Source organism: Hamadaea sp. NPDC051192 (assembly GCF_040682475.1).
Taxonomy (GTDB): domain Bacteria; phylum Actinomycetota; class Actinomycetes; order Mycobacteriales; family Micromonosporaceae; genus Hamadaea; species Hamadaea flava.
On sequence record NZ_JBFBAZ010000039.1, the window covers coordinates 1 to 26,008 of the forward strand.

General features: G+C 70.0%; 23 protein-coding genes and 1 tRNA gene. 15 read left to right on the top strand and 9 right to left on the bottom strand.

Features of this window, described 5'->3' with window-relative positions; all coding sequences use genetic code 11:
- Positions 1-605, bottom strand: a 605-nt coding sequence (locus AB0M47_RS18450) for an aldehyde dehydrogenase family protein (RefSeq protein WP_363414792.1), incomplete at its 3' end; no start/stop codon positions are given.
- Positions 606-830: 225 nt separating this feature from the next.
- Here AB0M47_RS18450 and AB0M47_RS18455 point away from each other — a divergent pair.
- From AB0M47_RS18455 to AB0M47_RS18465, 3 genes are read left to right on the top strand one after another with little or no spacing between them, the layout of a single operon-like run.
- Positions 831-1,646 (top strand): IclR family transcriptional regulator, encoded by an 816-nt coding sequence (locus tag AB0M47_RS18455; RefSeq protein WP_363414795.1) that lies wholly within the window; start codon positions 831-833, stop codon positions 1,644-1,646.
- A 42-nt stretch (positions 1,647-1,688) separates the two neighbouring features.
- Complete coding sequence (locus AB0M47_RS18460; RefSeq protein WP_363414798.1) at positions 1,689-2,933, top strand: CoA transferase; 1,245 nt, start codon at positions 1,689-1,691, stop codon at positions 2,931-2,933.
- A complete protein-coding gene (locus tag AB0M47_RS18465) occupies positions 2,930-3,721 on the top strand; it encodes a citryl-CoA lyase (RefSeq protein WP_363414801.1) in 792 nt (263 codons plus the stop codon). The genes AB0M47_RS18460 and AB0M47_RS18465 overlap by 4 nt, the downstream gene beginning before the upstream one ends.
- A 24-nt stretch (positions 3,722-3,745) precedes the next feature.
- Here AB0M47_RS18465 and AB0M47_RS18470 read toward each other — a convergent pair whose 3' ends face one another.
- Positions 3,746-4,672, bottom strand: coding sequence for a shikimate dehydrogenase (locus tag AB0M47_RS18470; protein WP_363414804.1), 927 nt, complete (start codon positions 4,670-4,672; stop codon positions 3,746-3,748).
- A gap of 131 nt (positions 4,673-4,803) precedes the next feature.
- Here AB0M47_RS18470 and AB0M47_RS18475 point away from each other — a divergent pair, with 131 nt between their 5' ends.
- The 3 genes from AB0M47_RS18475 (at position 4,804) to AB0M47_RS18485 (ending at position 8,821) form a co-directional block, all read left to right on the top strand.
- Positions 4,804-5,457 carry a TetR/AcrR family transcriptional regulator gene (locus tag AB0M47_RS18475; protein WP_363414807.1) on the top strand — a complete coding sequence of 218 codons (654 nt, stop codon included), beginning with the start codon at positions 4,804-4,806 and terminating at the stop codon, positions 5,455-5,457.
- Between the two features lie 222 nt (positions 5,458-5,679).
- Positions 5,680-7,818, top strand: a complete 2,139-nt coding sequence (locus AB0M47_RS18480) for a PQQ-binding-like beta-propeller repeat protein (RefSeq protein WP_363414810.1) — start codon at positions 5,680-5,682, stop codon at positions 7,816-7,818.
- Between the two features lie 16 nt (positions 7,819-7,834).
- A complete protein-coding gene (locus AB0M47_RS18485) occupies positions 7,835-8,821 on the top strand; it encodes a ThuA domain-containing protein (protein ID WP_363414813.1) in 987 nt (328 codons plus the stop codon).
- A gap of 117 nt (positions 8,822-8,938) precedes the next feature.
- On the opposite strand, the gene AB0M47_RS18490 is transcribed toward AB0M47_RS18485, so the two are convergent.
- Positions 8,939-11,683, bottom strand: a complete 2,745-nt coding sequence (locus AB0M47_RS18490; protein ID WP_363414816.1) for a TIM barrel protein — start codon at positions 11,681-11,683, stop codon at positions 8,939-8,941.
- Positions 11,684-11,809: 126 nt separating this feature from the next.
- Between AB0M47_RS18490 and hrpB the strand changes: the two genes are divergently transcribed.
- Complete coding sequence (gene hrpB / locus AB0M47_RS18495; protein WP_363414819.1) at positions 11,810-14,287, top strand: ATP-dependent helicase HrpB; 2,478 nt, start codon at positions 11,810-11,812, stop codon at positions 14,285-14,287.
- On the opposite strand, the gene AB0M47_RS18500 is transcribed toward hrpB, so the two are convergent.
- Positions 14,280-14,918, bottom strand: a complete 639-nt coding sequence (locus AB0M47_RS18500; RefSeq protein ID WP_363414822.1) for an HAD family phosphatase — start codon at positions 14,916-14,918, stop codon at positions 14,280-14,282. The genes hrpB and AB0M47_RS18500 overlap by 8 nt on opposite strands.
- A 248-nt stretch (positions 14,919-15,166) precedes the next feature.
- Between AB0M47_RS18500 and AB0M47_RS18505 the strand changes: the two genes are divergently transcribed.
- Positions 15,167-16,411 (top strand): MFS transporter, encoded by a 1,245-nt coding sequence (locus tag AB0M47_RS18505; RefSeq protein ID WP_363414825.1) that lies wholly within the window; start codon positions 15,167-15,169, stop codon positions 16,409-16,411.
- Positions 16,412-16,463: 52 nt separating this feature from the next.
- On the opposite strand, the gene AB0M47_RS18510 is transcribed toward AB0M47_RS18505, so the two are convergent.
- Complete coding sequence (locus AB0M47_RS18510; RefSeq protein WP_363414828.1) at positions 16,464-17,450, bottom strand: LLM class flavin-dependent oxidoreductase; 987 nt, start codon at positions 17,448-17,450, stop codon at positions 16,464-16,466.
- Between the two features lie 176 nt (positions 17,451-17,626).
- Between AB0M47_RS18510 and AB0M47_RS18515 the strand changes: the two genes are divergently transcribed.
- On the top strand, positions 17,627-18,211 hold the full coding sequence (locus tag AB0M47_RS18515) for a helix-turn-helix domain-containing protein (RefSeq protein WP_363414831.1): 585 nt from the start codon (positions 17,627-17,629) through the stop codon (positions 18,209-18,211).
- A 40-nt stretch (positions 18,212-18,251) separates the two neighbouring features.
- Here the strand turns inward: AB0M47_RS18515 and AB0M47_RS18520 are convergent, their stop codons facing one another.
- A complete protein-coding gene (locus AB0M47_RS18520) occupies positions 18,252-18,650 on the bottom strand; it encodes a helix-turn-helix domain-containing protein (protein WP_363414834.1) in 399 nt (132 codons plus the stop codon).
- Positions 18,651-18,773: 123 nt separating this feature from the next.
- On the opposite strand from AB0M47_RS18520, the gene AB0M47_RS18525 reads away from it, so the two are divergent.
- Positions 18,774-19,151 (top strand): DUF4267 domain-containing protein, encoded by a 378-nt coding sequence (locus tag AB0M47_RS18525; RefSeq protein ID WP_363414837.1) that lies wholly within the window; start codon positions 18,774-18,776, stop codon positions 19,149-19,151.
- Between the two features lie 52 nt (positions 19,152-19,203).
- A complete protein-coding gene (locus AB0M47_RS18530) occupies positions 19,204-19,671 on the top strand; it encodes an SAM-dependent methyltransferase (protein ID WP_363414840.1) in 468 nt (155 codons plus the stop codon).
- A 21-nt stretch (positions 19,672-19,692) separates the two neighbouring features.
- On the opposite strand, the gene AB0M47_RS18535 is transcribed toward AB0M47_RS18530, so the two are convergent.
- Positions 19,693-20,637 (bottom strand): LysR family transcriptional regulator, encoded by a 945-nt coding sequence (locus AB0M47_RS18535; RefSeq protein WP_363414843.1) that lies wholly within the window; start codon positions 20,635-20,637, stop codon positions 19,693-19,695.
- Between the two features lie 79 nt (positions 20,638-20,716).
- Between AB0M47_RS18535 and AB0M47_RS18540 the strand changes: the two genes are divergently transcribed.
- Both AB0M47_RS18540 and AB0M47_RS18545 read left to right on the top strand, forming a co-directional pair.
- On the top strand, positions 20,717-22,051 hold the full coding sequence (locus tag AB0M47_RS18540; protein ID WP_363414846.1) for an MFS transporter: 1,335 nt from the start codon (positions 20,717-20,719) through the stop codon (positions 22,049-22,051).
- A complete protein-coding gene (locus tag AB0M47_RS18545) occupies positions 22,048-22,644 on the top strand; it encodes an isochorismatase family protein (RefSeq protein WP_363414849.1) in 597 nt (198 codons plus the stop codon). The genes AB0M47_RS18540 and AB0M47_RS18545 overlap by 4 nt, the downstream gene beginning before the upstream one ends.
- A 7-nt stretch (positions 22,645-22,651) precedes the next feature.
- Here the strand turns inward: AB0M47_RS18545 and AB0M47_RS18550 are convergent, their stop codons facing one another.
- Entirely contained in the window at positions 22,652-23,152 is a 501-nt protein-coding gene (locus AB0M47_RS18550; protein WP_363414852.1) for a hypothetical protein, read from the bottom strand.
- Between the two features lie 151 nt (positions 23,153-23,303).
- On the opposite strand from AB0M47_RS18550, the gene AB0M47_RS18555 reads away from it, so the two are divergent.
- Complete coding sequence (locus AB0M47_RS18555) at positions 23,304-24,104, top strand: VOC family protein (RefSeq protein WP_363414855.1); 801 nt, start codon at positions 23,304-23,306, stop codon at positions 24,102-24,104.
- 61 nt (positions 24,105-24,165) lie between these two features.
- Here the strand turns inward: AB0M47_RS18555 and AB0M47_RS18560 are convergent.
- Positions 24,166-24,237, bottom strand: a tRNA-Cys gene (locus AB0M47_RS18560).
- A 29-nt stretch (positions 24,238-24,266) separates the two neighbouring features.
- On the opposite strand from AB0M47_RS18560, the gene AB0M47_RS18565 reads away from it, so the two are divergent.
- Positions 24,267-25,874: a hypothetical protein gene (locus AB0M47_RS18565; RefSeq protein ID WP_363414858.1), complete on the top strand. Its 1,608-nt coding sequence runs from the start codon at positions 24,267-24,269 to the stop codon at positions 25,872-25,874.
- Positions 25,875-26,008: the final 134 nt, after the last annotated feature.

A 26,008-nucleotide genomic window follows, 5' to 3' on the forward strand; every position in this document is an offset into this window, starting at 1 on the left:
GCCACGATGGCGGCCGACACAGCGGGCGCCTGCGGCGGAGCCTTGACGATCGTCGTGTTCCCCGCCGCGAAGGACGCGCCGAGCTTGTGCGCCAGCAGGTTGGCCGGGGCGTTGAACGGGGTGATCGCCAGCGCGACGCCGGCCGGAGCACGATAGGTCAACGCCGTGTTGCCGACGCCGCGCGCCCAGCCGGCCACCGGCAGCATGTCGCCACCGATCTGGCGTGCCTCGGCCGCGCACACCAGGAAGGTGTCCGCGACGCGCTCCAGTTCGCCGCGCCCGTCTTTGACCGGCTTGCCCAGCTCCAGGGCGATCAGCCGGGCGAAGTCGTCGCGGCGGACCTGCGCGGCGACCGCGGCCGCTTCGAGGATGTCGGCCCGCGTCGCCGGAGCCAGCCGGGCCATCACCTTGGCCGCCTGCGGCGCGTACGCCAACGCCGTGCGGATGTCCTCATCGGACGCCGTCGGCGCGCGACTGACGACGCGGCGCGCGTAGGGCCCGAGCCGGTCGGCCCAGACGCCCTCGGTCACCCATCGACCCGCGACCAGCGAAGGCGCGTCGACCACAGCGTCATCGGCTCGCGCTTGGAGGATGGCGTCGAGCATTGGTGCGCTCCATTCGATCTCTGTACCGCTCTGCGGTACTACTAGACCACTGTGCGGACTAGGTGTAAGGTACGGTCGTCCGGTCGGTCTGGCAAGAGGGCGAGTCCAGAACGTTACGGACGTGTGAAACGACGATCCGGGAACACGGTCAGGGACAATCGGGCCAACCACAGGCCTGACCGTGTCTTCGAAGGCAAGCGCCCGGAGCACAGGAAGCGAGGAACCGTGAGGTCGGCGAACTCTCCGTCGGGCGGGCAGCCCGGCGACGACCGCAGCGGGACGACCGAGTCCGAGCAGCAGGGTGTCCGCAGTGTGCAGCGGGCGCTCGACATCCTCGCGTTGCTGACCGAGGAACGTCCCGTCGTGTCCGTCCGCGAGATCGTGGAGGCGACCGGCCTGGCCAAGACCACCGTCATCCGGCTGGTGTCCACGCTGGAGCAGAGCGGCCTGGTGTGGGCGACCGCCGGCGGTTACATGGCCGGTCCCGGGCTCTGGCGCTGGGCGCACCTGGCCCGCAGCAGCTGGGAACTGCCGCCGGAGACCAAGCGCATGATGCGGGAGCTGGCCGCGCGGCGGCGCGAGACGGTCAACGTCTACGTGCCGCGCGACATCTACCGCGTCTGCATCGCCCAGCAGGAAAGCCCGCAACCGCTGCGACATGTCGTGCACGTCGGCGACGAGCTGCCCATGTGGGCCGGCGCGACGGCCAAAGTCCTGCTGCGCGACGCGAGCCCGGCCCTGCTGGCCCGGGTCGCCCGCAGCTCCCCCTACGGCGAAAGCCACGTCCGGCGCCTGCAGGAGTGGATCGACGAGGCGGCCGTGCAAGGCTTCGCCGTCAGCCACGGCGAACGCGAGGACGGGCTGTCCGCGGTGGCCGTCCCGATCGTCGGCCGCTCGGGCACGATCGTGGCCGCCCTGTCGCTCAGCGGGCCGACCCTGCGTTTCACCGAGCCGCGGATCGTCGAGTTCGTCGCCGACCTCAAGGAAATGGCCAAGCGCATGTCCGACCGCGGCTTCGAGCCGGTCGGCTCCCAGACCTAACCGCCGCCTCGGTGCCTCGGCACCCCTCGAAGGAGTACGCGCATGCCCGACGGTCCGCTCAGTGGCATCCGGCTGCTCGACCTCACCAACGTGCTGGCCGGGCCGTACTGCACCTACCAGCTGATGCTGCTGGGCGCGGAGGTGGTGAAGATCGAGGTGCCCGGGCAGGGCGACCTGGCCCGGATGCTCGGCGCCGATCCCGGCCTCAACGACCGAGGGATCGGCGCGTCGTTCCTGGCTCAGAACGCCGGCAAGAAGTCCGTCGAGCTGGACCTGAAGGACGCCGCGGGCCGGGCTGCCTTCACCGGGCTGATCACCGCCGCCGACGTGCTCGTCGAGAACTTCCGGCCCGGTGTGCTGGCCCGCCTCGGGTTCGGCTGGCCACGCCTGCGCGAGCTGAATCCGAGACTGGTCTACTGCGCGATCAGCGGCTTCGGCCAGACCGGCCCGATGAGTCAGGCGCCGGCGTACGACCAGATCATCCAAGGCATGTCCGGGATGATGAGCATCACCGGTACGCCGGACACCGCGCCGCAGCGCGTCGGCTTCCCGGTCTGCGACACGATCGGCGGGCTCAGCGCGGCCCTGGCGATCGCCGCGGCGCTGGCCGGGCGCGACCGCACCGGCGAGGGCAGCTTCATCGACGTGTCCATGTTGGAGGCGTCCGTGTCCGCGATGGGCTGGCCGGTCTCCAACTACCTCGTCGCCGGCCAGCCGCCGGCCGCGATGGGCGACCAGAACGCCACCGCCGCCCCATCCGGCACCTTCGAGGCCGCCGACGGCCCGCTCAACATCGCCGCCAACCAGCAGCGTCAGTTCGAGGCTCTGTGTCATGTCGTCGCCCGCCCGGACCTCGTCGCCGATCCCCGGTTCGCCGTGCCCGAAGGCCGCAAACGCCATCGCGAAGACCTCAACCGCGAGCTGAACAAGGCGCTCGGCGGGCGTACCGCGCTGGAGTGGGAGAGCGCCCTGATCGAGGTGGGCGTCCCCGCGGCCCGGATTCTGACCGTGCCCGAGACGACCGAACTGGACCAGCTGCGCCACCGCGAGTTCTTCATCGACCTGCCGTTCCCCGACTCGACGGGCGCGCCCGAGGGCACGCCCCGGTCGCTGCGGGTCAGTGGCAACGGGATGCTCATCGACGGCCGGCGGTCCCGGGCGGCCGAACCGCCGCCACTGCTGGGCCAGCACAACGCGGAGATCGCCGAGCTGACCGCCCGCTGGCAGGCGGCATCTGCGGCGTCGGGCTCGTCCGCGTCGCGCGATGGACGGGCGGAGGTTCGATGACCAGCGTCGAGGACGTCGCGAACTGGTGGGGCACCGCGGTGTCCCACATGGAGCCCGGAGTCGTCGAGCTGCGCGGCCGCCCGATCCAGGACCTCATCGGCACGGTCGGGTTCGCCGAGATGGTCTGGCTGATGCTGCGCGGAGAACTGCCGGATCCACGAGCCGCCCGGTTGCTGGAGGCAGCGCTGGTGTCCGCAGTGGATCACGGGCCGCACGCTCCCTCGATCGCCGCCGCGCGGATGGCCGCGACCTGCGGCGTCGGCCTGAACAACGCGATGGCCACCGGCGTCAACCTGCTCGGCGACTCGCACGGCGGGGCCGGTCAGCAGTGCGTCGAGCTGCTGACCGAGATCTGCGTACGCGAGGACCAGGGCGTTGAGCTCGGCCAGGCGACCTCCGACACGATCGCCGAATGGCGGCAGCGGTCCCGATACCTGCCCGGCTTCGGCCACCGGTTCCACCCGCACGACCCGCGCCGCGATCCCCTGCTCGGCCTGGTCGAGCAGGCGGTCGCCGACGGCGTGGTCGACGGCCGCTACCTGGCTGCCGGGCTGGCCGTCGAGGCGGCGCTGGTCCGGCCGGGCCGTCGTCCGGTCCCGATGAACATCGACGGCGCGACCGCCGTCATCTACGCGGAACTCGGGTTCGCCGCACCGCTCGCCCGCGGCCTGTTCGTCCTGAGCCGCAGCGTCGGCATCCTCGCCCACAGCTGGGAGGAGCTGCAACAGGGCCGCCGCAACAAGGGCCCCATCCCGCCCGGCATCCTGCCGGCCGATCTCTCCCCGTAATCCGTCGGCGGGCCGCATGGCCGGTCATCCGTGATCGGCGGAGTCGCCGCCGCTGGTCAACTGGCGCATGTGGGCGTACATGCGCTCGGCGTCGGGGGTGACGCCGGTGATCAGGCGCAAGGCTTCCGCCGCCTGATAGGTCACCATGCCGCCGCCGTCGAGCGTCCGGCAGCCGATCCGGCGCGCGTACGCGAGCAGCGGCGTCTCCAGCGGCCGGTAGACGACGTCGGCCACCCACAGCCGGGGATGCAACAGCTCCGGCGGCAGCGGCGTACCGGGATCGGGGGTCATCCCCACCGCGGTCGCGTTGACGAGGCCGTCGGCGTCGGCCAGCCGGGCCTTCAGATCCTGCGGCGAACCGGTGACGATCGTCTGCCCGTCCGTCATCACCGGATGGAGGCCCTCGACCAGCCGCTCTGCCCGGCCCGAATCCACGTCGACCACGGTCAGCCGGCACACGCCGAGGCGCAGTAGGGCGTACGCGACGGCCGAGCCGGCCCCGCCCGCGCCGAGCACGACGATGTCGTCGCGAGGGGCGCCGCCGAGATTGCGGGAGAACCCGGCGGCGAAGCCGGACCAGTCGGTGTTGTAGCCGATGCTGCGCCCGCCGGTGAACACGACGGTGTTGACGGCGGCGAGCGTCGCGGCGTCTTCGGACAGCTCGTCGAGGTGGCTGACGATCGCTTGTTTGCAGGGATGGGTGATGTTCAGCCCGGCGAAGCCCAGCCGCTTCGCCTCGGCCACCAGCATCGCCGTGTCTTGAACGCCGAGGCCCAGCACGTCGAGGTCGAGGATCTGGTAGACGTAGCGCAGCCCCAGCTCGTCGGCTTCCCGCTCGTGCAGCGCCGGGCTCAACGAGCCGGTGATCCCGGACCCGATCAGCCCCACGACGTACCGTCCACCGGACACCAGATCGCCTCCGCTACCGCGCGGGCCAAGGAACGAGGCCACCGAACGAAGCTAATGTACGAACTAGTACGTTAGTTGTCTTGGTGATGTCAACCCCTCGTGAGAGGCTTCTAGCGACTTTCGCCGGCGACGTCCCGCCGGGCGGCGTCGAACCAGCAGGAGGAGATGCGCCGATGACCTCGACGGCCGCGGTGCCCGCGGCGACCGAGCCGGTACGCGACCGGGAGCGTACGCGCAACGAGATCCTGGACGTCGCCACCGCCGAGTTCTCCGAACGCGGATTCGACGGAGCCCGTGTCGACGAGATCGCGGCGCTGACCCGGACCACCAAGCGGATGATCTACTACTACTTCGCCAACAAGAAGCAGCTCTACATCGCCGTGCTGCAACGGGCGTACGCCCGGATCCGCGAAGCCGAGCAGCAGGTCGACGTCGCTCACCTGGACCCGGTGATGGCGGTACGCCGCATCGCCGAGACGACCTTCGACCACCACGAGGCCAACCCTGACTTCATCCGCCTCGTCAGCGTCGAGAACATCCACCGCGCGGAGCACGTCAAGGAACTCGTCGGCCAGGTCGACCTCGGTACGCCCGTCATCCAGCTGCTGGACGACCTGTTGCGGCGCGGCCGTGCGGACGGGCTGTTCCGCGCCGACTGCGACGCGATCGACCTCCACGTGATGATCAGCTCGTACTGCTTCTTCCGGGTCGCCAACCGCCACACGATCGGCGCGATCTTCGGCCGCGATCTGCTCGATCCGCCGCAGCGGGAGCACTACCGCGCCATGCTCGGCGACATGGTCGTCGGCTACCTCACCACCGCCTGACGAGTCTACTGAGGACGAATCCACAGGCCGTACGCGGATGTCCGCGTACGGCCTGCTTCTTGCGCGCCGATAGTCGCGGTCCTATATTGATCGTACCTCTAGGTGGTACAACCGGTCCGTCTGGTGGACCACGCTCTACCCAGGACCGCCCGGCCGCCGATCGCGTCGCCGGGCCCGTCCCCTCCGAAGTCCTCAGTAGATCAACGGCGAGGTGACCAGCACATGGCAGAGATCCAACGACGTACCCTGCTCACCAGCGCGGCGGCGACAGCCGTCGGCGCGACCGTGGCCCCGGCTCTCGGCGTACCAGCGCCTGCTGATGCCGCAGTGGGCGCGGACCCCGAGAGTGCCGCGAGTGTCGGCCGACCGGGATGCACGACCCCCGGCGGGCGTGACTTCCCCAAGGTCGGCGGCAACTACGGCAACCAGAACTACAGCTCCCTCGGGCAGGTCCACCACGGCAACGTCCGCCGGCTCGGCGGCGCCTGGCTCAATCGCATCGAGGGCGGGCTGACCACCGGCAACAACCAGAGCACCGCGGTCGTCGTCGACGGCGTGCTCTACATCGAGTCCGCACCGGGCAACGTGTTCGCCGTCGACGGCCGGACCGGCGAGATCAAGTGGGTCTACCGGCAGACCCGGGGCAGCCTGACCCGCCGCGGCGTGGCCGTCGGCGACGGCCACGTCTTCACCCACGGGCGCGGCAACTGGATCATCGCCCTCGACCAGGAGACCGGCGCGGTCGTCTGGGAGAAGCAGATCAACGGGTACGGCGGCATGGAGAAGGTCGCCGTCACCTACTACGACGGCCTGCTCTACGTCGGTACGCACGACTCGGCGCGCAACGCAGCCCTGGCGTTGGACGCTCGCACCGGCGACGTGGTCTGGCACTTCTGGGGCTGCCCCGGCCCGGGTGAGATCGGCAACGAGACCTGGGAGGGCGACTCCTGGCAGGTCGGCGGGACGGCACCGTGGATGCACCCGGCGATCGATCCGGACCTGGGGCTGGTCTACTGGGCTTTCGGCAACGTCCGGGGCAGCAACTCCTCTCAGGACGGATCGCAGCGGGGCGGCGAGAACCTCTTCTCCAGTTCGATCGTCGCGATCGACCTCAAGACCGGCGCCTACCGGTGGCACTTCCAGTCCATCCACCACGGGATCTGGGACATGGACAACACGATGGCGCCGGTCCTGGTCGACACGCGGATCCACGGCCGGATGCGCAAGCTGGTCGTCTACGGCAGCAAGTCCGGCATGTACTTCATCCTCGACCGCGAGGACGGCACCGCGCCGCTGGGCATCGACGAGGTCGCGGTGCCGCAGGAGCCGCGGCAGAAGACCTGGCCGACCCAGCCGTTCCCCCGGCAGGGCGGCTGGACCGAGAACCGCGTCGTCGACCAGCCGCTCGGGACCGACGTGCCCGGCGATCCCAACCGGGCGGTGCCCAACTACGTCCAAGGAGCGCTCTACGACCCGCACTGGGACGTGCCGATCCTGTCGGTCCCCGGGCACGGCGGCGGGGCGGACTGGGCCGCGCAGTCCTACAGTCACAGCACCGGCCTGGTCTACACCGGGTTCGGCTACGTCGCCGCCGCGCACTCGCTCACCGAGGCGAGCAACGGCCTGCGCCCGCCCGGCGAATACCAGACCGGCGGCGTCGTGGCGGTCGACCCGTCCACCAACCGGGTCAAGTGGAAGCGGCACCTGCCCTACTCGCTGGCGCACGGCAACGGGGTCCTCACCACGGCGGGGAACCTGCTGTTCATCGGCCAGCCCGACGGCAACCTGCTCGGCCTGGACGCGCACACCGGGCACGAGGTGTGGCGGTTCCAGTGCGGCGCCGCCATCAGCAGCAGCCCGATCGCGTACGAGATCGACGGCCAGCAGTACATCGCTGTGTACGCCGGTGGCACCAGCATCCCCTACGGCGACTCGGCGCCCCGGGGCGACTTCCTGTGGGCGTTCAAGCTCGGCGGCACGGTGGCGCCCGCGCCGACGCCGACCCCGCCGGTGGTACGCCGCCCGGTGTCGGGCGGGCCGGTCGAGGGCAGCGTCGTCGGCAACACGGTCGTCCTGGCGCGCACCTACAACGCGACGACCGGGACCGTCGGCACCGTCGAGTCCACCGCCGTCAACGCGATGGCGCCCACGCATCTGCGCGTGCCCGTCGGCACCACCGTCACCTTCGTCAACCCGGCCGACAACGTCAACGTCCACGGCGCCACGCAGTTCTTCGAGGGCCTGTTCGACGTACGCCTCCAGCCGGGCGAGTCCTTCACCTACACCTTCACGAAGAAGGGCGAGTACTTCTTCAACGACTGCTTCAGCCCCCGGCCGACCGGCAAGGTCGAGGTCTACTAACCCTGGAGGAGACATCGTGCGTCCGTCCATCACCAAGACCCGCCTCGCGGTGGCAGTCACCGCCGTGATCAGCGTCGTCGCCACGCTCGCCGTCGCCGCCGTCACCGGTCTGCCGTCGGCGGCCGACAACGGTCACGGCGTCGTCCGCGGAGCCCAGCAGCTCGGCGACCCGGACTATGGCGTCTGCCGGGGCACCGACGAGCGGTGCTACCACGACTGGGGCAACTTCGACCCGGCCGACGGGTACAAGGTCCTGCTGTTCACCCGGACCGCCGGACCCCGGCACGCGAACCTCGGCCCGGCGCTGGCCACCGGCCTCAATCCCCCGTTGACGGCCGCGAACGTCGTGCAGAACGCCGTCGTGAAACTGGGCGAGGACAACGGATTCGGCGTCGACTACACCGAGGACCTCAGCCAGGTCTCCTCGCCCAACCAGTTGTTCCGCTACAACGCCGTCATCTTCTTCAGCACCTCCCGCGACACCCTCGACGACGCGGCTCAGGCCGCGCTGCGGCAGTACATCCGGGGTGGCGGCGGCTTCGTCGGCGTCCACAACGCGTTCGGCACCGAGTACAACTGGCCGTGGTACGAGGGCCTGCTCGGCGGCGCGAACTACTACGATCACGGGCCGGCGCAGAGCGGCACCGTGCGTACCGTGGACAAGAAGGACGTGTCCACCAAGGATCTGCCGGCGCAGTGGCAGTTCACCGACGAGTGGTACAACCTGGTGCCGTTCCCGTCCCGGGTCCGCGTGCTCGCCACCGTCGAAGAGGACACCCTGGTACGCGGCGTCGCCGGGTCGATGGGGCACCCCGGGCACGGCGACTTCCACCCGGTCGCGTGGTGCCAGTACTACGACGGCGGACGTGCCTTCCTGACCACCCTGGGCCACGACGCCAAGGAGTTCGTCACCGACGGCTCGTTCGCCGGCGCGGCCGAGTTCCAGCGGCTGCTGGTCGGCGGCATCGAATCCACCATGGGCAAGACGCCGTTCTGCAAGTAGACACCGCATTCGGCGCCGTCCGGCAAGCACACGCCACCATGGGCAAGACGCCGTTCTGCAAGTAGGTGCGTATTCAGGCGCCGTCCGGTTCTCGGCCGGGCGGCGCCTTTCCCTGTCCTAGCGCGCCACTACCCGGTCGAGGTGCCGGCGGGTGGCGGCGATCGCCAGCCGGGCGTGTTCCTTCCCGCCGACCTGGGCGACCAGCGTCGCGCGGGGGATCTCCAGCGCGTACGGGATCGTCGGCGGCAGGGCCGCGAGGATGCCGTGAACGTCGATGCCGCCCTCGCCCGGGAACAACCTTTCGAACCTGGCGGTGTGAATCACGCCCTCGACCGTGGCGGGCACGAGCGCGGGCGCATCGCACACGTGGGCGAAGTGGAACCACTCCGGCGGCAGCTCCCGCAGATCGGCGATGCTGGAGCCGGAACGGGCGAAGTGCAACAGGTCCACCAGCATCCCGGCGTTGGGCTGAGCGGCCGCGCGGAGGACCCGGGTCGCCTCGGTCAGGTCCGGGGTCTCCGTCCAGGACGGGAACTCCAGGTCGATGGTCAGCCCCAGGGGCTGCGCCAGCTGGCACAGCTCGGCGTACCGGTCGATCTTGCGGGACCGGTCGGGGTCGGGCAGCTGCGTGATGACGTGCCGCGCGCCGAGTTCGGCGCCGGCTTCCAGGAACCGCATCAGGTCCCGCGGGTGTTCGTTCGGCCCGATCCGGGCCAGCTCGATGTCGAGCACCTCGATGCCGGTCGCCGCGAGGCGCACCTTCGTCGTACGCATCAACGCCGGGTCGGTGGCCAGCGGGTAGTGCGGCTCCTGCGGGGTGACCTTGGTCAAACGCAGGCCGACGTACCGGTAGCCGGCCTCCGCGGCGGCGTCGACCAGTTCGGGCGGCGACAGGCTCAACGCGGTCAGATGAGCGAGTGAGTAGTCGCGCGTCGCGCCGCCGTCCAGCCCGGCCGGATGGTCACGGAGCACGGTCAGTCGCCGCTGGCGGTGGGCCGCCATGCGTACCGGGATGCTGGCCGGCGCGCCGAAGCCGATGTAGCCGCCGGTGCGCTGCACGACCTCGAAGAACAGCCGCGTGCCGAGCAGCTCGGTGTAGAAGTGCAGGTATTCGCCGTGCTCGTCGCGGTCGTAGAGGATCGAGTTCTCCCGCAGCGCGGCCAGCTGCTCCGGGGGCAGGTCCAGCCGGGCGTCGAGGTCGTCGTAGTAGTTGTCGGGGATCTTCAGCAGCGGCGCGCCCAGCTCACGCATCGCTCGCGCGGTGGTGATCGCGTCGTCGGTGGCGAACGCGACGTGCTGCGGGTTCGGCACCGCCGGTGACCACGCGCCCCGGCGGAACGGCGCGGTGTTCAGCGTGATGCGTACCTGGTGCTGCGGGTCGGTGGCCGACCGGCTGCGGATCAGCCCGAACGGCGCGGCCAGCTCGGTCGCCGGGTCCGAGCGCAGCCCCAGCACCGACCGGTAGAACAGGGCCACTTGATCGAAGTCGTCGACCGACTCGGTCAGCGAGATGTGGTCGGTGCCGGTGACGAGGCCTTCGCTGCGTGGCGGCCGTCCGGTGAGGGCGAAGTCCCGTGCCCAGCCCTCGTCCTCGGCGGCGGCCCGGCAGAAGAAGACCGCGGTGCCGTCCGGGGCTGCGACCGACGCCAGGTCCGCCTCGTCGGGTTGGCGTACGCGCGGAAGCACCGGCGCCAGCAGCCGTTGTGCTCGTTCGGCCGACACCGCTGGGTCGCTGCTGTCCACCGCGACGGCGCAGATCGCGGCCGTCCCGGGTGCGACGGTACGCAGCGACGCCGAGTTCAGCAGGATGCGGGCGCTGCCCTGCTGCCAGAGCTGCACCGGCTTGGATCGATGCTGACCACTGTGGACGAAGCCGAGCGCGGTCAGCGTACGCGCGACGAGCGGTTCGGACACCTCGTCGACGGCCAGTTCGGTGAACACGATCCCGCCGAGCGACGGCGCCCGCGGTATGCCGTTGGCCCGGACGGGTTCGCGGGGCTCGGCGGACTCCTGCAACATCAGCAGCGACCGCATGCCGTCGATCGCCGCCTGCCGGGGGTCCGCTTGGCGGTACACGTCGTTGAAGACCTCCAGCGACAGCGGGCCGGCGTAGCCCGTGCCCAGGACGTCGCGGGTGAAGGTCGCGAGGTCGAAGGAGCCGAGGCCGGGGAACAGCCGATGGTGCCGGCTCCATTCCACGACGTCCATCTTGAGCTGGGGCGCGTCGGCCAGTTGGAGGTGGAAGATCTTGTGCCCGGGGATGGTCCGGATCCCGGCGGGATCGTCGCCCCGCGACAGGATGTGGAAGCTGTCCAGGCACAGCCCGAGTGCGGGATGCCCGGCATGCCGGACGATCCGCCACGCGTGCGGATACGTGTCGACGAAGCGTCCCCAGGCCAGCGCCTCGTACGCGACGCGCAGCCCGCGATCGGCCGCCCGTTCGGCCAGCTCGTGCAGCTGCTCGGCGGCGAGGTCGTCGTCGTCGACGGCGTCGGGCGACTCGGACGAGCACACCAGCATCGTGGTGGCGCCGAGCCGGCTCATCAGCTCGAACTTGCGCTCGGCCCGGCGCAGGTTCACCCGGAACACGTCGGGCGGCACCGCCTCGAAGTCGCGAAACGGCTGGTAGAGGTCGATCGTCAGGCCGCGGCGGGCGCACTCGTCGCGGACGCGTTCCGGCGACCAGGCCGAGGCGATGAGGTCGTTTTCGAAGATCTCCACGCTCGTGAACCCGGCGGCGGACGCCGCGGCGAGCTTGTCTTCCAACGTCCCTGACAGACATACCGTCGCGACGCAGTACGGGTGCACCGCTTCCCGGGAGGCGACGCGTTCCACTGTCGACGGGCGTTCGGCTGTGATCATCGAGCCTTGCCTTCCTTCACGGTGGGGCAGCGACAGGAGCACGGCACAGCTAATGTACGAACTAGTACGTTAGTTATACGCCGCAGCGCTGAAGCGGGAAAGAGTCGCATCGGGCAGACTGGCGGCATGGTGCCCGACGTCGACCTGCCCGTACGTGCCGCGCTGCCGGAACTGCTCGCCGCGCTGAGTGGGACCGGCACCGCCGTCCTCGTCGCGCCGCCGGGCTCCGGCAAGACCACGCTGGTCCCGCTCGCGCTCGCTGAGGAGGTCACCGGCCGCGTGATCGTCGCGGAGCCCCGGCGCATCGCCGCCCGCGCGGCCGCGTCCCGGATGGCTCAGCTGACGGGTACGCGAGTCGGCGAACTGGTCGGTTACACGGTTCGGGGCGACAGCCGGACCAGCGCCGACACCAGGGTGGAAGTCGTCACCACGGGCGTCCTGGTCCAGCGGCTGCACCGCGATCCGGAGCTGTCCGGCGTCGCGGCGGTCGTCCTGGACGAATGCCACGAGCGCCATCTCGACACCGACCTGGCCCTCGCTTTCACCCTCGACTCCCGTACGCATCTGCGTCCGGACCTGATGCTGCTCGCGACCTCGGCGACCGCGGAGGCGGAGCGGCTCGCGGCGGCGATGGGCGCCGGTGCCCGGATCGTCAGCGCGGCGGGGATCACCCATCCCGTCGAGGTGTTCTGGACTCCGCCCACCGGCCCGGTCGACGCGCCCTACGGGCTGCGGGTCGACCCTCGGCTGCTCGATCATGTCGCGGCCGTCGTCCGGCGCGCCCTGGCCGAAGGCTCCGGCGACATCCTCACTTTCCTGCCCGGGGCGGCGGAGATCAGCGGGGTCGCTCACCGGCTCGGTGGTCTGCGTGAGGTCGACGTCGTGACCCTGCACGGCCGGCAGGACTCCTCGACGCAGGACGACGCGCTGCGGCCAGGCGTACGCCGGCGCGTCGTGCTCGCCACCGCCGTCGCGGAGAGCAGCCTCACCGTCCCGGGTGTCCGCATCGTCGTCGACGCTGGACTGGCGCGGGTACCGCGTATCGACCATGGCCGTGGTCTCGGTGCGCTCGTGACCGTGCGGGCTTCGCGGGCCGCCGCCACCCAGCGGGCCGGCCGGGCGGGCCGGGAAGCGCCGGGACGGGTCTACCGATGCTGGTCCGAGCACGACCATGCGCGGCTCCCCGCGCACGCCGACCCGGAGATCGCGGGCGCCGACCTCACCGCCTTCGTGCTGCACCTGGCCTACTGGGGCCGGACCGACGGAGCCGGGCTCGCCCTGCTCGATCAGCCGCCCGCGGCCGCCGCGCAGGTGGCCAGAGAAACCCTGACCGCGATCGGCGCGCTCGATGACGCCGGCCGGGTCACCGCGCGCGGCCGTGACATCGCCGACGTCGGCGCGCATCCGCGGCTGGCCCGGGCCCTGCTCGACGGGTCCAAGATCGTCGGCAGCACGGTCGCCGCGGAAGTGGTCGCGCTGCTCTCGGCCGACGTGCGGACGAGCACCGATGACCTGCCGGCGGCGCTGCGGCGGTTGCGCGGCAACGCTGAACCGGGCGCCACCGCCGCGTGGCGGACTGAAGCTCGCCGGCTGGCCGGCGGCATCGCGTCCCATCGGCCGGCCGGCAGCTCGTCGGCAGATCTCGCCGCCGCGCTGCTCGTCGGGCTCGCCTTTCCCGAACGGATCGGACGGGTACGCAAAGCAGGCGGGCGGGTCTACCTGATGACCGGCGGGACCGCTGCGGAACTGGCTCCCGAGACTTCGCTCAGCGGCATGGAATGGCTGGCCATCGCCGATGCGGACCGCCAGCCCGGCAACGCCGCCGCCCGGATCCGGCTCGCCGCCCCGATCGACGCCGAGACGGCGAAGGTCGCCGCCGAATCGCTGTACGCCGACGGCGGCGAAGTGACCTGGACCGGTGGGGACGTGCTCGCCCGGCACCGCACCCGGCTGGGCGCGATCGTGCTCACCGAACGGCCGCTCACCAAACCCGATCCGCAGCAGGTCGCCGCCGCGCTCGGCGAAGGGCTACGCCGCCAAGGGCTCAAGCTGCTGCGCTGGACTCCCGAGGCGACCGGCGTACGCGAACGCTTGGCCTTCCTGAACCACACGCTCGGCGAACCGTGGCCGGCCGTGGACGACACCGCACTCCTCGCCGACCTGAGCTGGCTGGGGCCGGCGCTCGCCAAAGCGCGCAACCGCGCCGACTTGGCGCGGATCGACGTCGCCACGGCGCTGCGCCGATTGTTGCCGTGGGCGCAGGCCGCCCAGTTCGACGAGTACGCACCCGACCGCATCGAGGTTCCGAGTGGTTCGCGGATCCAGGTCGACTACACCGACCCCACCGCGCCGTTCCTCGCCGTGAAGGTTCAGGAGATGTTCGGCACGGCTCAGGCGCCCACCCTCGCCGGTGGACGGGTTCCGCTCGTGCTGCACCTGCTGTCGCCGGCGCGCCGCCCAGCGGCGGTCACCGCGGACCTCGAATCGTTCTGGCAGAACGGCTACCTGTCCGTACGCTCCGAGTTGCGCGGCCGATACCCGAACCATCCCTGGCCGGACAATCCCCTCAAGGCCAAGCCGTCGGGGCGGACGAAATCTAAGTAGCCCGCAGGATGTCCGTCAATTCACTCAGCCGTTCGATGCGGTAGCTCGCCTGCGCGAAGTCGTGCGCCTTCGTGAACTCGTTGTGGACGATGGCACAGTCGATCCCGGCCGCCACGGCGGAGTTCAGCCCACGGGACGAATCCTCCACCACCAAGGCTTCCTCCTTGGCGGCTCCGAAGCGCTGCAAGCCGGTCAGATACGGCTCCGGGTGCGGCTTGGCGAGCTGGTAGTCCTCGCGGACGAGAACGAAGTCCATGAACTGCTTGATCTGCCGCTCGGCATGGATGAGGTCGAAGTCCACACGCTTGGCAGTCGTCACGATCGCCATGCGGGCGTGTTTCGACAGCTCGGCAAGAGTCTCGACGACGCCCTCGATCTCGATGGCCTCGGTTCGGAGATATTCCTGGTAGTAGTCATTGCGAACCGCGCGCTGCCGGTCGATGGTCGGCTCGTCGACACCGGCCGCCCTGGCTTGTGCCCAGGTGCCCACTCCCTGGCTCATGTCCCGCAGGTATCGATCCTTGTCCAGGGCCACCCCGATGTCGGCCAAGGCGCGTTCGCCGGCCCGGTAATACCAGAGCTCGGTGTCCACCAGGACGCCGTCATGATCGAAGAGGAGGTACTTCTTCACGCTCTTGATCCTTCCGACGGCCGAGCCTCATTGTTTCTCGCCGACGGCGCGCGGTCGCACGCGGCCGAGCCGAAGACCGGTAGCGATCACCTGATCCCCACGTTAGGATGTTGAACCATGTTCAGCCTGCGCAGGGAATAGCTGTCGAGTCCGACGCGCAGGTGGAGTCTGCCCTTTTCCCGGGCCATTTCTGACGGTGCCGCGCGTCCAGCGATCCCTTTGCCCGGTACTTCTGGACAGGACTCATCATGGACACCCTCATCCCGGCGGAACCCGCCGCCGCTGCCCCCGCGCGTGGCCTGTGGCGCCGGCCCGATTTCCGGCTCCTGATCGGCGGCCGGCTCGTCTCCCAGGTAGGCGACCAGCTCCAGTTCCTCGCCCTGCCGTTGGTCGTCGTGGCGCTGACCGGCTCGGCGACCCAAGCCGGTCTGGTGCTCGGCGCGCAGACCATCACCTATCTCGTCTTCGGTCTGGTCGCGGGAGCGCTGGCCGACCGCTGGAACCGCAAGAGCACGATGATCTGGTGCGATCTCGGTCGCGGTCTGCTGACCGCGACAGTCCCGATCGCCGCGGCCGCCGACGCGCTGGCCCTGCCGCAGTTGTACGCGGTCGCGATCCTCAACGGCCTGCTCGGCACGTTGTTCGGCGCGGCCAACAGCTCGGCGCTGCCGAACATCGTCAGCCCGGCTGAGCTGCCCAGCGCCCTGGGTGCGGTCGGCGCCCTGGCCAATCTGGTCCGCATCGGGGGCGCCTCCGTCGCCGGTGCCGCGTACGCGCTGGGGCGGATGGTCCCATTCGGCGTCAATGCCGTGTCGTTCCTGGTGTCGGCGGTGGCGTTGCGATCGATCCGGACCGGCTTCCAGCAGGCGAATCCAACCGCGTCGGCATCACCACGGCAGCTGCTCGCCGACATCCGCGACGGCCTGGGCTGGCTGTGGCGACGGCGGGTCATCCGTACCCTGGCCCTGCTCGACGCCGGGGACAGCCTGCGGTTCGGTGCCGGATATCTGCTCATCGTGATGCTGGCCCAGCGCCTGCACGCGAACCCGGCCCAGGTCGGCCTGGTGTTCACCGGCGCTGGAGTGGGTGCGTTCGCCGGCAGTCTGCTCGCCGGTCGGCTGGCCCGGCGGTTCCCGCTCGGCAAGCTGTCGATCGCCATGCTGTGGATCGAGGCGCTCGCCTTCCCGTTCTACGCCCTGGTGCCCACCTGGTGGCTGCTGCTGGCCGTCGCGTTCGCCGAATCGGTGGTCACGCCGATCTACACGGTCGCCTTGGACTCCTACCGGCTGCGGGTCACCCCGGACAACCTGCGCGGCCGCGTGACCAGCGCCGTCGACACCCTCACCACCGGGGCGGGCGCTGTCGGCACGATGGCCGCCGGAGCCTCGATCGCCGTGATCGGCGCCCCGGCGTTGACCTTCGCACTCGCTGGTTGGCTTGCGCTGCTGGCGTTGGCGGCGACACTGAGCCGCACCGTACGCGCCGCACGGTAGGCCCGCTTCCGGGTGGCGGCCCACGCCGTCACCCGGAAGATCGTCCACTCGGTCAGGCGTTGGCGGGCTGCATCGCCTCGGCCAGCAGTGCGACCGAGCGCAGTCGTGCCTCGCCGGTGGCGTGGTGGGCGACGATCAGCTCGTCGGCACCCGACTGCTTCACGAAACCTTCGAGGTACTCGCGCACCTCGGCGGGTGTGCCGAGGGCGGAGTACTTCAGCATCTGGTCGACGTGCGCGCCCGCGCCCTGCGCCAGGAGCTGGTCGGCCTGCTCGTCGGTGAAGCTCTGCCCGCGCCCGAACAGGCCCGTGGCGAACGTCCGGCGGGTGGCCTGGAACTGCTCGTGGGCCGCGGCGGCGGTGTCCGCGGCGACGACGTTGACGCCGGCGATCACGTAGGGCCGGTCGAGCTGCTCGGACGGCCGGAAATCCCGCCGGTACGCGGCCACGGCCGCCTCCAGCGCCTGCGGTGCGAAGTGGGAGGCGAACGCGTACGGCAGGCCGAGCGCGGCGGCCAGGGTCGCGCCGAACAGCGACGAGCCCAGGATGTAGAGCGGGACCTCGGAACCCTTGCCCGGCACCGCGTCCACGCCCGGGATGCGCGACCGCCCAGCGAGGTACGCCTGCAGTTCCTGCACGTCTTGCGGGAACGCCTCGGCCGACTGCGCGTCGCGGCGCAGGGCGCGCATGGTGTTCTGGTCCGAGCCGGGAGCACGGCCCAGGCCGAGGTCGATGCGCCCCGGATACATCGCGTCGAGAGTGCCGAACTGCTCGGCGATGGTCAGCGGCGTGTGGTTGGGCAGCATCACCCCGCCCGCGCCGAGCCGGATCTTGCGGGTGGCCGTGCCGATGTGCGCGATCAGCACAGCAGGCGCCGAGGAGGCGATCGTCGGCATGTTGTGGTGCTCGGCGTACCAGACGCGCTCGTAGCCGTGCTCCTCTGCGGTGCGCGCGAGGTCGACGCTGGCCGCGATGCTCTCGCGCGCGGTCTCGCCGGGGCCGATGCGGGCTAGGTCGAGGATGGACAGCGGAGTGGGCATGCGACGTCCTTCTGGCTCGAGCGAGCACCGCCGTGCGTGCCGGATCGGGCCGACGTGACCACGCTCGGTCCCGGCGGCCGGACCTGGTCGGCCCGCTCGACGTGAAGCGGAACACGTGCTCCGCCTTTCCCGACCGTAGCACTGAACCGGAACAATCGCTCCGGTAGGGTGTGTGTATGACATCACCGGCCATGCGCAGCGACGCCGCCCGCAATCGGGGCCGGCTGCTCGAAACCGCGGCCGGGCTGATCGCCGAGCGCGGCAGCGACGTCGACGTACGCGAGATCGCCCGCCGCGCCGAGGTCGGCATGGGCACCCTCTACCGGCACTTCCCCACCAAGGAGGCGCTGCTCGACGCGGCGCTGGAGCACGTGTTCACCTCCTGGGCCGAGCAGGCGACCGCCGCCCGGACCGGCCAGGCCTGGCTGGACCTGAGCGACTTCCTCGGCGACGCGCTGACCCGGCAGACAGCCTCCCCCGGCCTGCTCGACGCGTACTGCCAGGCGCTGCCCGGCCAGGCCGGCAACACCGCGCGCCAGCACTGCCGCCAGCAGGTGGGACCGCTGATCGCGGAGCTGGTGAACGCCGCACGGGAATCCGGCGAGCTGCGCCCCGACGTCACCGCCGAGGACATCTCGCTGCTACTCGTCGCACTGGGCCGGATCGCACCGGTCGTCCCCGAATCCGATTGGCGCAGGGTGCTTCAGGTCGCCCTCGACGGCCTACGCGCGGACGCGGCCACACCCATGCCGCCCCGGTGACGGTCAGGTCAGCGAGGAACACGTCCACGCCGAATGGACGTCATGACGGCGCGTCGAAGTGGGCGCGGGCCGCAAAGACGCGATCCATGTGAGTCTCCGCCCAGGTCTTGATCGCGACCATGACGGGGAACAGGTCGTGGCCGAGCGGAGTCAGCTCGTAGTCGACGCGGGCCGGCACCGACGCGGTCACGGTACGGCTGAGCAGGCCATCGCGTTCCAGCGTCCGCAGGGTCTGGGTGAGCATCTTCTGGCTGACGCCGGCGATGCGGCGGGCGAGTTCGCTGTGCCGCTGTGGACCGTCGGCGAGGGCCGCGATCAGCAGGGCCGCCCACTTGTCGGTGAGCGTGCTCAGCAGTTCGCGGGTCGGGCAGCCCGCCAGAAACGCGTCATAGTCGCGTTTAGCCTGCTCACGCCGTTCACCGGCGGTCGTCGTCGCCATGTTCCACCCCTTGCCCGTGCCCTAGGCACTTCCAGGTGCCTTCTTTCTCGCAGCGCCCCAGGCTACCTACCGTGATGGTGATCATGACGCACAACCGATTCGCTTCGTTTCAGGGAGACAACCATGCTCACCACCATCGCCGACGTGCTCACCGGACTGATCGGCGTAGCCGTCATCGTCATGGGCGTGAGCGCCTTCCTGGCGCCGCAGGCCGCCGCCGGCTTCGGCATCCCCGAGACGCCGACCGAGGACCACGCCTTCCGGGCCTGGCTGAGCGTCAAGGCCGTACGCGACATCGCCGCGGGGGTCTTCATCCTCATCCTGCTGGTGGGAGCGACGCCTCACCTCCTCGGCTGGTTCATGCTGGCCGCCGCCGGCATACCCATCGGCGACGCGCTGATCGTGTTGCGCAGCAATGGACCCAAGGCGACCGCGTACGGAGTCCATGCCGCCACCGCTGCGGTGATGCTGGTGACCAGCGCCCTGCTGCTCGCCGGTTGATCAACCGCCCCCACTCGTCTGCAACTACTCGTCAAGGAATCGGAAAGAAACCATGCTCAGCTTCGAGATCACCCCGATCGGAACCGTCCAGAACGCGCGGACGGACATCCAAGACTCCGACAATTGGGGTGCCGTACGCAGCACCATCACCGTCGACGAGCGCTTCGGCGACAAGTGTCTCCAGGGGCTGGAGGATTTCTCCCACGTGGAGGTTCTCTTCCTCTTCGACCAGTTCCCGGACGGCGGCGACTTCCGCGAGCCCCGTCCCAACCGCGGACGCGCGGACCTGCCACCCGTCGGGGTATTCGCCGGCCGCGGCCCGCGCAGGCCGAACCGCATCGGGGTGACGTCCTGCCGCATCGAGTCCGTCCAGGGCCGCGAACTGACCGTGGTGGGCCTCGACGCGGTGGCAGGCACCCCGGTCATCGACTTGAAGCCGGTGATGGCCGAGTTCCTGCCGGACGACGTCCAGCAGCCGGACTGGGTCGGCCGCCTGATGTCGGACTACTTCCAATCGTAGGGCGGGTCTCACCGTCGAACTTCAGGCCGGTGCGTGCTGCGCCCACGTCGGCAGCCACACCTTCTCCTCGGATGTGCCCGCACGTCTGGAGCCGAGGAAATCGCGAAGCTCGACGAGCGCGGGATGCGGATTGTCGCCACGCCAGATGATCGACATCGGGTAGACCGGCGCCGGGTCGAGCACCGGAATACGCCGCAGGTCGTAGCTGTCGGGCCACAGGTATCGCGTGCGTTCACCGGCCAAGGTCGCCAGTTCCGCCGAGTCGGCGATCTCGGCCAGCAGCACCTCGTAGCCGAAGGTCGGCCCGACCCTGTCGATGGTGAGGCCGAACGCGGCGGCCAGTTCGTCGTAATAGGCGGCCCACTCGGTGCCGTCGGCCATGCCGGGCATCCAGATGCGGTGTTCGGCGAGTTGGGCGAGCGTCACGGACCGGGCGTTGGCGAGCGCATGACGTGGCCCGACGAGGATCTCGTGGTGCTCGTCGATCGCCCGCGCGGTTTTGATCCCGGTCGGCAACTGTCGCGCGGGGACGGTGACGGCGTGAAAGGTGGCGTCGACCGTCCCCGCCTCGACGGCGGCCGTCGCCCCGTGTACGTCGGCGTCGAGCGTCACGACATCCAGCTCGATGCGCGGACGCGTACGGTGGAACTCTTGCAGCAGCACCCCGGGTGCGGTCCGTCGACTATGGACGTCGACCCGCAGCGCCCGCCGGCCCGGCCGCACCGAGGCGTCGGCGCGCGCCTCCACCCGAAGCAGTTCCCAAGCGTGCGGCAGGAACGCCTGACCGTCGATCGTGAGCTGCGCGCCGCGAGCCGTGCGATTGAACAGCCGTACGCCTAAATCCTTCTCCAGCGCGGCGATGCGCTTGGACACCGCCTGCTGGGTGATCGACAGGGCGGCCGCGGCGTCCTGGAACTGGCCGGCATCAGCGGCGGCGACGAACGTACGCACAGCGTCGAGATCCACGCCGAGACCCTATCCTCACAACGTTCGGTTGTGGCTCGCCGCCGATGCAGTTGTTTGATCCAACCTCTCCGGCCTTGCTTTGATCACCGCAGTCAACGGCGGGTTGTTCACCGGGGAGGTGCGAGCCTTGGCGGCCAAGCGGTACCTGGGTCGGCAGTTCGGATGGCTATGGGCCGCGTACGCGGTCAGCGCGTACGGCTCGGGGCTGGGATTCGGCGCCCTGCCGCTGATCGCGGTGCTGGTGCTGCACGCCAGCCCTGGTCAAGTGTCCGCGCTGTCAGCAGTAGGCCCGGCGATGGGCGCGCTGATCGCGGTGCCACTCGGGCCATGGGTGGAGTTTCATCGCAAGCGGCCGGTGATGATCGCGATGGATCTGGCCCGGTTCGCGGCCATGCTGACGATCCCCATCGCGTACGCCCTCGGCTGGCTCAGCGTCGTTCAGCTGCTGGTCGTCTCGGCCGTGGTCGCCGCCGCCAAGATCGCCTTCGCCGCCGCGAGCGGCTCCTACCTCAAGTCGCTGGTCCAGCCGGACGACCTGCTCGTGGCCAACGCGCGATTCGAGTCGACGACGTGGAGTTCCATCGCGGTCGGTCCACCGCTCGGCGGCGCGGCGGTCGGCCTGTTCGGGCCGGTGGCCACCGTGCTCGCCGACGCGCTGAGCTACCTGCTGTCCGCGCTGGGCCTCACGGCGATTCGCAGCCACGAAGAGCATCCACGGCGCTCCGACAAGCGCGCGGTCCAGCCCGCCGAGCTGCTCGACGGCTGGCGGCACCTCCTGAGCCATCCCGTCCTGCGGGCGCTCTACCTCAACCAGCTGCTCGTCGGCGGACTGATCATGGCCACCGAGCCGCTGCTGGCCGTGCTGTTGCTGGGCGAGCTGCACTTCCCGCCCTGGCAGTACGGCCTCGCCTTCGCCGCACCCTGCGTCGGCGGGCTCATCGGTTCCCGTCTGTCCCGGCGTGTCGTGGCCCGGTACGGCCAGCATCGGATCCTTCGCACCGTCGGCACGCTGCGGGCGATCTGGCTCATCGGCCTCGCCTTCGTCCAGCCCGGCGTCCCCGGACTCGTGACGGTCATCGCGGTCGAACTCGCGATCATCATCAGCATGAGCCTGTACAACCCGGTGCTCGCCACCTACCGGCTCGAACACACCCCCAAAGACCGCACCGCCCGCACCCTGTCCGCCTGGTCGATCAGCAGCAGCGCCGCCATCGCCATCCTCAGCGCGCTCGGCGGGCTGCTCGCCGAAGCCACCAGTCCACGCACCGCCATCGCGGTCGCGGGACTGCTGATCCTGGCCAGTCCGCTCCTACTGCCCCGCCGCCCGGATCCACGCGACGACAACACCACTGGCCCCGAACTACTCATCAGACACCGCGGCCGAGCCGCCCAACCGCAAAGGCAGAACTCATGACAATCACCACTCTCGACTCGTCCAGCGCACTGGTCGTCATCGACCTGCAGAACGCCACGGTCAACGCCCCCGTCACGCCCGCCAGCGGCACCGAGGTGGTCGCCCGCGCAGTCGAACTCGCCCGCGCCTTCCACGACCACCAGGCCCCCGTCGTCCTGGTCCGGGTCACAGCCCGCGCGGACGGATCGGATGCCGCTCCGGGCCGCAACGAGCTCCCACCCCACCCCGGCTCCCTGCCGGAGAACTGGGATGCCATCGTCGACGACCTTGCCGGGCACCCCGACGACATCGTCGTCACCAAGCGCACCTGGGGCGCCTTCCACGGCACCGATCTCGACCTGCAGCTACGCCGCCGCGGCGTCACCCAGATCGTCCTGGCCGGGCTCACCACCAGCATCGGCGTCGAGTCAACCGCCCGCGCCGCGTACGACCACGGCTATCACGTCACGCTCGCGACGGACGCCATGGCGGATCTGAACCCGGAGGCACACCGCCACAGCGTCGAACGGATCTTCCCGCTCCTCGGCCAGACCGCCTCCACCTCGGAGATCGTCGAACTGCTCGCCAAGGCCCACACCCACGGGTACGCCTGACGCGACGTCAGACGTAGCCCATCGGGCAGCCGTGGCGCAGAGAGTGCTCGGCTGCCTGCCGATACACCGCGACGTAGAAGGTGACCGGATCCTCGATGCTGGTGCTCAACGCAAGCGGGCCGCGCGGCAGGTCAGCCGGCAGACCGATCTCGGCGGCCATCGGCGCGACCAGGTCCCGCAGCCGGTGGGCGCTGACCACCCGAGTGCTCTCCTCGTCGTACGCGTTGCCAACCGGAAGCGTGATCAAGCCGTCGAACGCCGTCGGGACGAACAGGGCGGCGTCGAGCACATCCCGGGCACCGTGACGGTCGCACATCTCGGAGAAGCCGTCCAACTCTGGGGAGATCTTCTCCTCGAAGCTCTCCTCAGCTGGCACCTCCCGCAACGGCCCGGCGTACGGCCCGGCACCCCGCTCGGCGAGGGCACGGTCGAGCAGCGAGCCGATGCCGTACGAGACCTCGTCCTGGGCCCAACTGTCAGCCGAGATGTCGACCAGGTAGATACCCACGCGCGCACGGTACCGAATCGAGGATGACTCGACAGTCGACAACGAGTCCTCCGCATCGCGGAGGCGTATGGGCTCTTTGGTTGATCAACACCACGCGCGCCTGTCCTATGGTGACTCACCGAGGCACGTCCGGCTGAGAGAGGAACACTCCGTGCGAGTACGAGGCTATGCCGCAGCAACGCCGTGCTGGGCGGTGCACTACAGCGCCAATGTCGCCGCCACCACGGAGTTCTACGCCGGCCTCTTCGGCTGGACGACGGCGACGAGCAACGGCGCCACCGTATTCCTCCTGCGCGGCTTGGCCGTGGCCGGTCTCGCCGAGATCCGCGACGGCGGAGGCCAGCGGCCGGGCTGGCTGACGCACATCTCCACCGACGACATCGACACCACCTCGCAGCTGGTGCTCGAAGCCGGCGGCGACGTGCTGGGGCCGAGCACCGAGTGGGGCGACCGAGGCCGGTCAGCCGTGTACGCCGACTCCCTCGGCGCCGTCGTCGGAGCCTGGCAACACGGAACGACCCTCGGCGTCTCGTTCGCCGGCGCCGAGGTCATCGACGAGCCCGGCGCGGTGACCTGGAGCGAGGTCGTCACTCGCGACACCTTGGGGACTGCCGCGTTCTACGGCAAGGTGTTCGGCTGGACCCAACAGGTCGGAACCGCCACCGAGGAGCACGAGTACTACGAGTGGATCTCGGCGAAACGGGTCGTCGGCGGGATCAGCATGATGGACGGCGGACACTACCCTCCCGGCACGCCGCCGCACTGGCGCACGATCCTCCAGGTCGACGACTGCGCCGAAGTCGTGGCGCGTACGCCTGAGCTGGGCGGGCGGGTGCTCGCCGGGCCGGTGGACGCCGGCATCGGCACCGCGGCGTACATCGCCGACCCGACCGGAGGCACGTTCCTCGTCATCGAACCACTGCCGGAGCTGATCGCCGCACTGCGCGGATAGGCCGCCGGCCGATTCGGCATCGCGGCCGCGCCGCTGGGACGCCACAGTGGATGGCAATGGGAGGCCCCGGCCGGATTCGAACCGGCGTATACGCGCTTTGCAGGCGCGCCCCTGACCGCTCGGGCACAGGGCCATGGACACCAACTGGGTTAGTGTCACTCGATGCATCTCTTGGTGACCTTGACGGTAGAGCCACGCGGAGTCCTGGTGACGTGGCGGCTGGACGGTGTCACCTTGAACGCCGAGGAGACGCTCGGCCAACTACCCCTGTCCATCGCCGGCGCACCCACACTCCAGCTCGACGACGCGGCCGTGACCGCGACAGACGCGCTCGGAGCCGTACCGCTCATCGTGAGCATGTCGGAGGACGACGGCGGGCCTCAACGCCGCTGGAGCGTCGGACGCTCCACATCCGGACCGATCGAAGTGTCCTATCTGGCGGAACCGGTCACGGAAGAACCCCTGCCCGCCACCGCACCGCTCGAACTACGCGGGGAAGGCGTCGGGCTTTCCGGAGCCTTGAAGTGCTTCCTGGTCCTGCCGCCGGAACCATCGCCCGGACCGGATGACCTCACCTTCACGGTGCACTGGAACAGACCTGCCACCTCCGACAGCTGGATGGCTGTCACCAGCCTGGGTGAGGGCGACGGACACGACGGCGAACTGGCGGGTACCGGGCTCGAACTGCTCGGCGACACCTACGTCATGTGCGGCGACCTCGCGAACCATCATCACCGCGACGGCGAGCTGTCAACCTGGTGGCTGACACCTCCGGGCATCGACGTCGAAGCCTTCAGCGCGCAGCTCGGAGCGACGTACCAGGTCATGTCCGAGGCGTTCGACGCACCGGCACACCCCTACCGGGTCTTCCTGCGTACCCACCCGCACCAAGGCGCCAACGCCTCTGCACATCCGGCGTCGTTCGTGATGGCCGTGAACCCGGCCAACCCACTCGACGAGGCGTCGCTCTACGAAACCATCGCCCACGAACTCGTCCACGAATGGCTCCACCTGGACGGACCGGCCGACGAAGTGACCTGGTTCTCCGAAGGAGCCGCCGACTACTACTCCCTCATCCTGCCACTTCGAGAAGGAATGCTCGGCGAGGAAGCGTTCCTGCGCGCAGTCAACCTCGAAGCCCGGGAAGCCTATGCCAACCTGCGGCGCGACCTACACCTCCGCCAGGCGCACCAACTGTTCTTCTCCGACTTCCTGGCCCACCGCCTCCCGTACGCACGCGGCATGTTCTATCTCGCGGACCTGGACGCACGCATCAGGCTCGCGACCTCAGGCGAACAGTCTGTCGACGACGTCGTCCGATACGTCGTGCGAAGCCGCCGGGCCGGCGAACGGGTGGGCGTCGAGCAATGGTGCGCGCGGGTTCAGGAAATCCTCCCTGACGCCGAGATGCCAGTCCTCGACGGCATGGTCTTCACCGGCGTAGGCCGACCGGGAAAGAACTGCTTCGGGCCACGATTCGAAGCGGAGACAGTCCACGTGCCCGTTCTCGACCTCGGATTCGACCCGTCCACACTCGTGACGCGTCGCGTCCGAGAGCTGGTCCCCGGCGGAGCCGCCGAACGCGCCGGACTCCGCGACGGCGAGCTGATCGGCCTTCCCCGATACCCCGACATCGTCCGCCTCAACGTCGGCGACCTGCTCCCCATCGGGGTGACCCGGGACGGCGAGACAACCCAGATCAGCATCCCCCTGATCGGGAAGACGGCACCCGTGCCGCAATGGCGTACGCGATCCGGTGCCGACACATAGCGGGTGGACCCGACGTGGCCTGACCGAACCGCATTCCTCGGGCAGCGGCCGTCGCGCGATGTGACCTGGACGACTGCTGTTCATGGGGTGCCGGGTCGTCTCGTCTTTGTCTGCGAGGACGAACGAACGGAGGC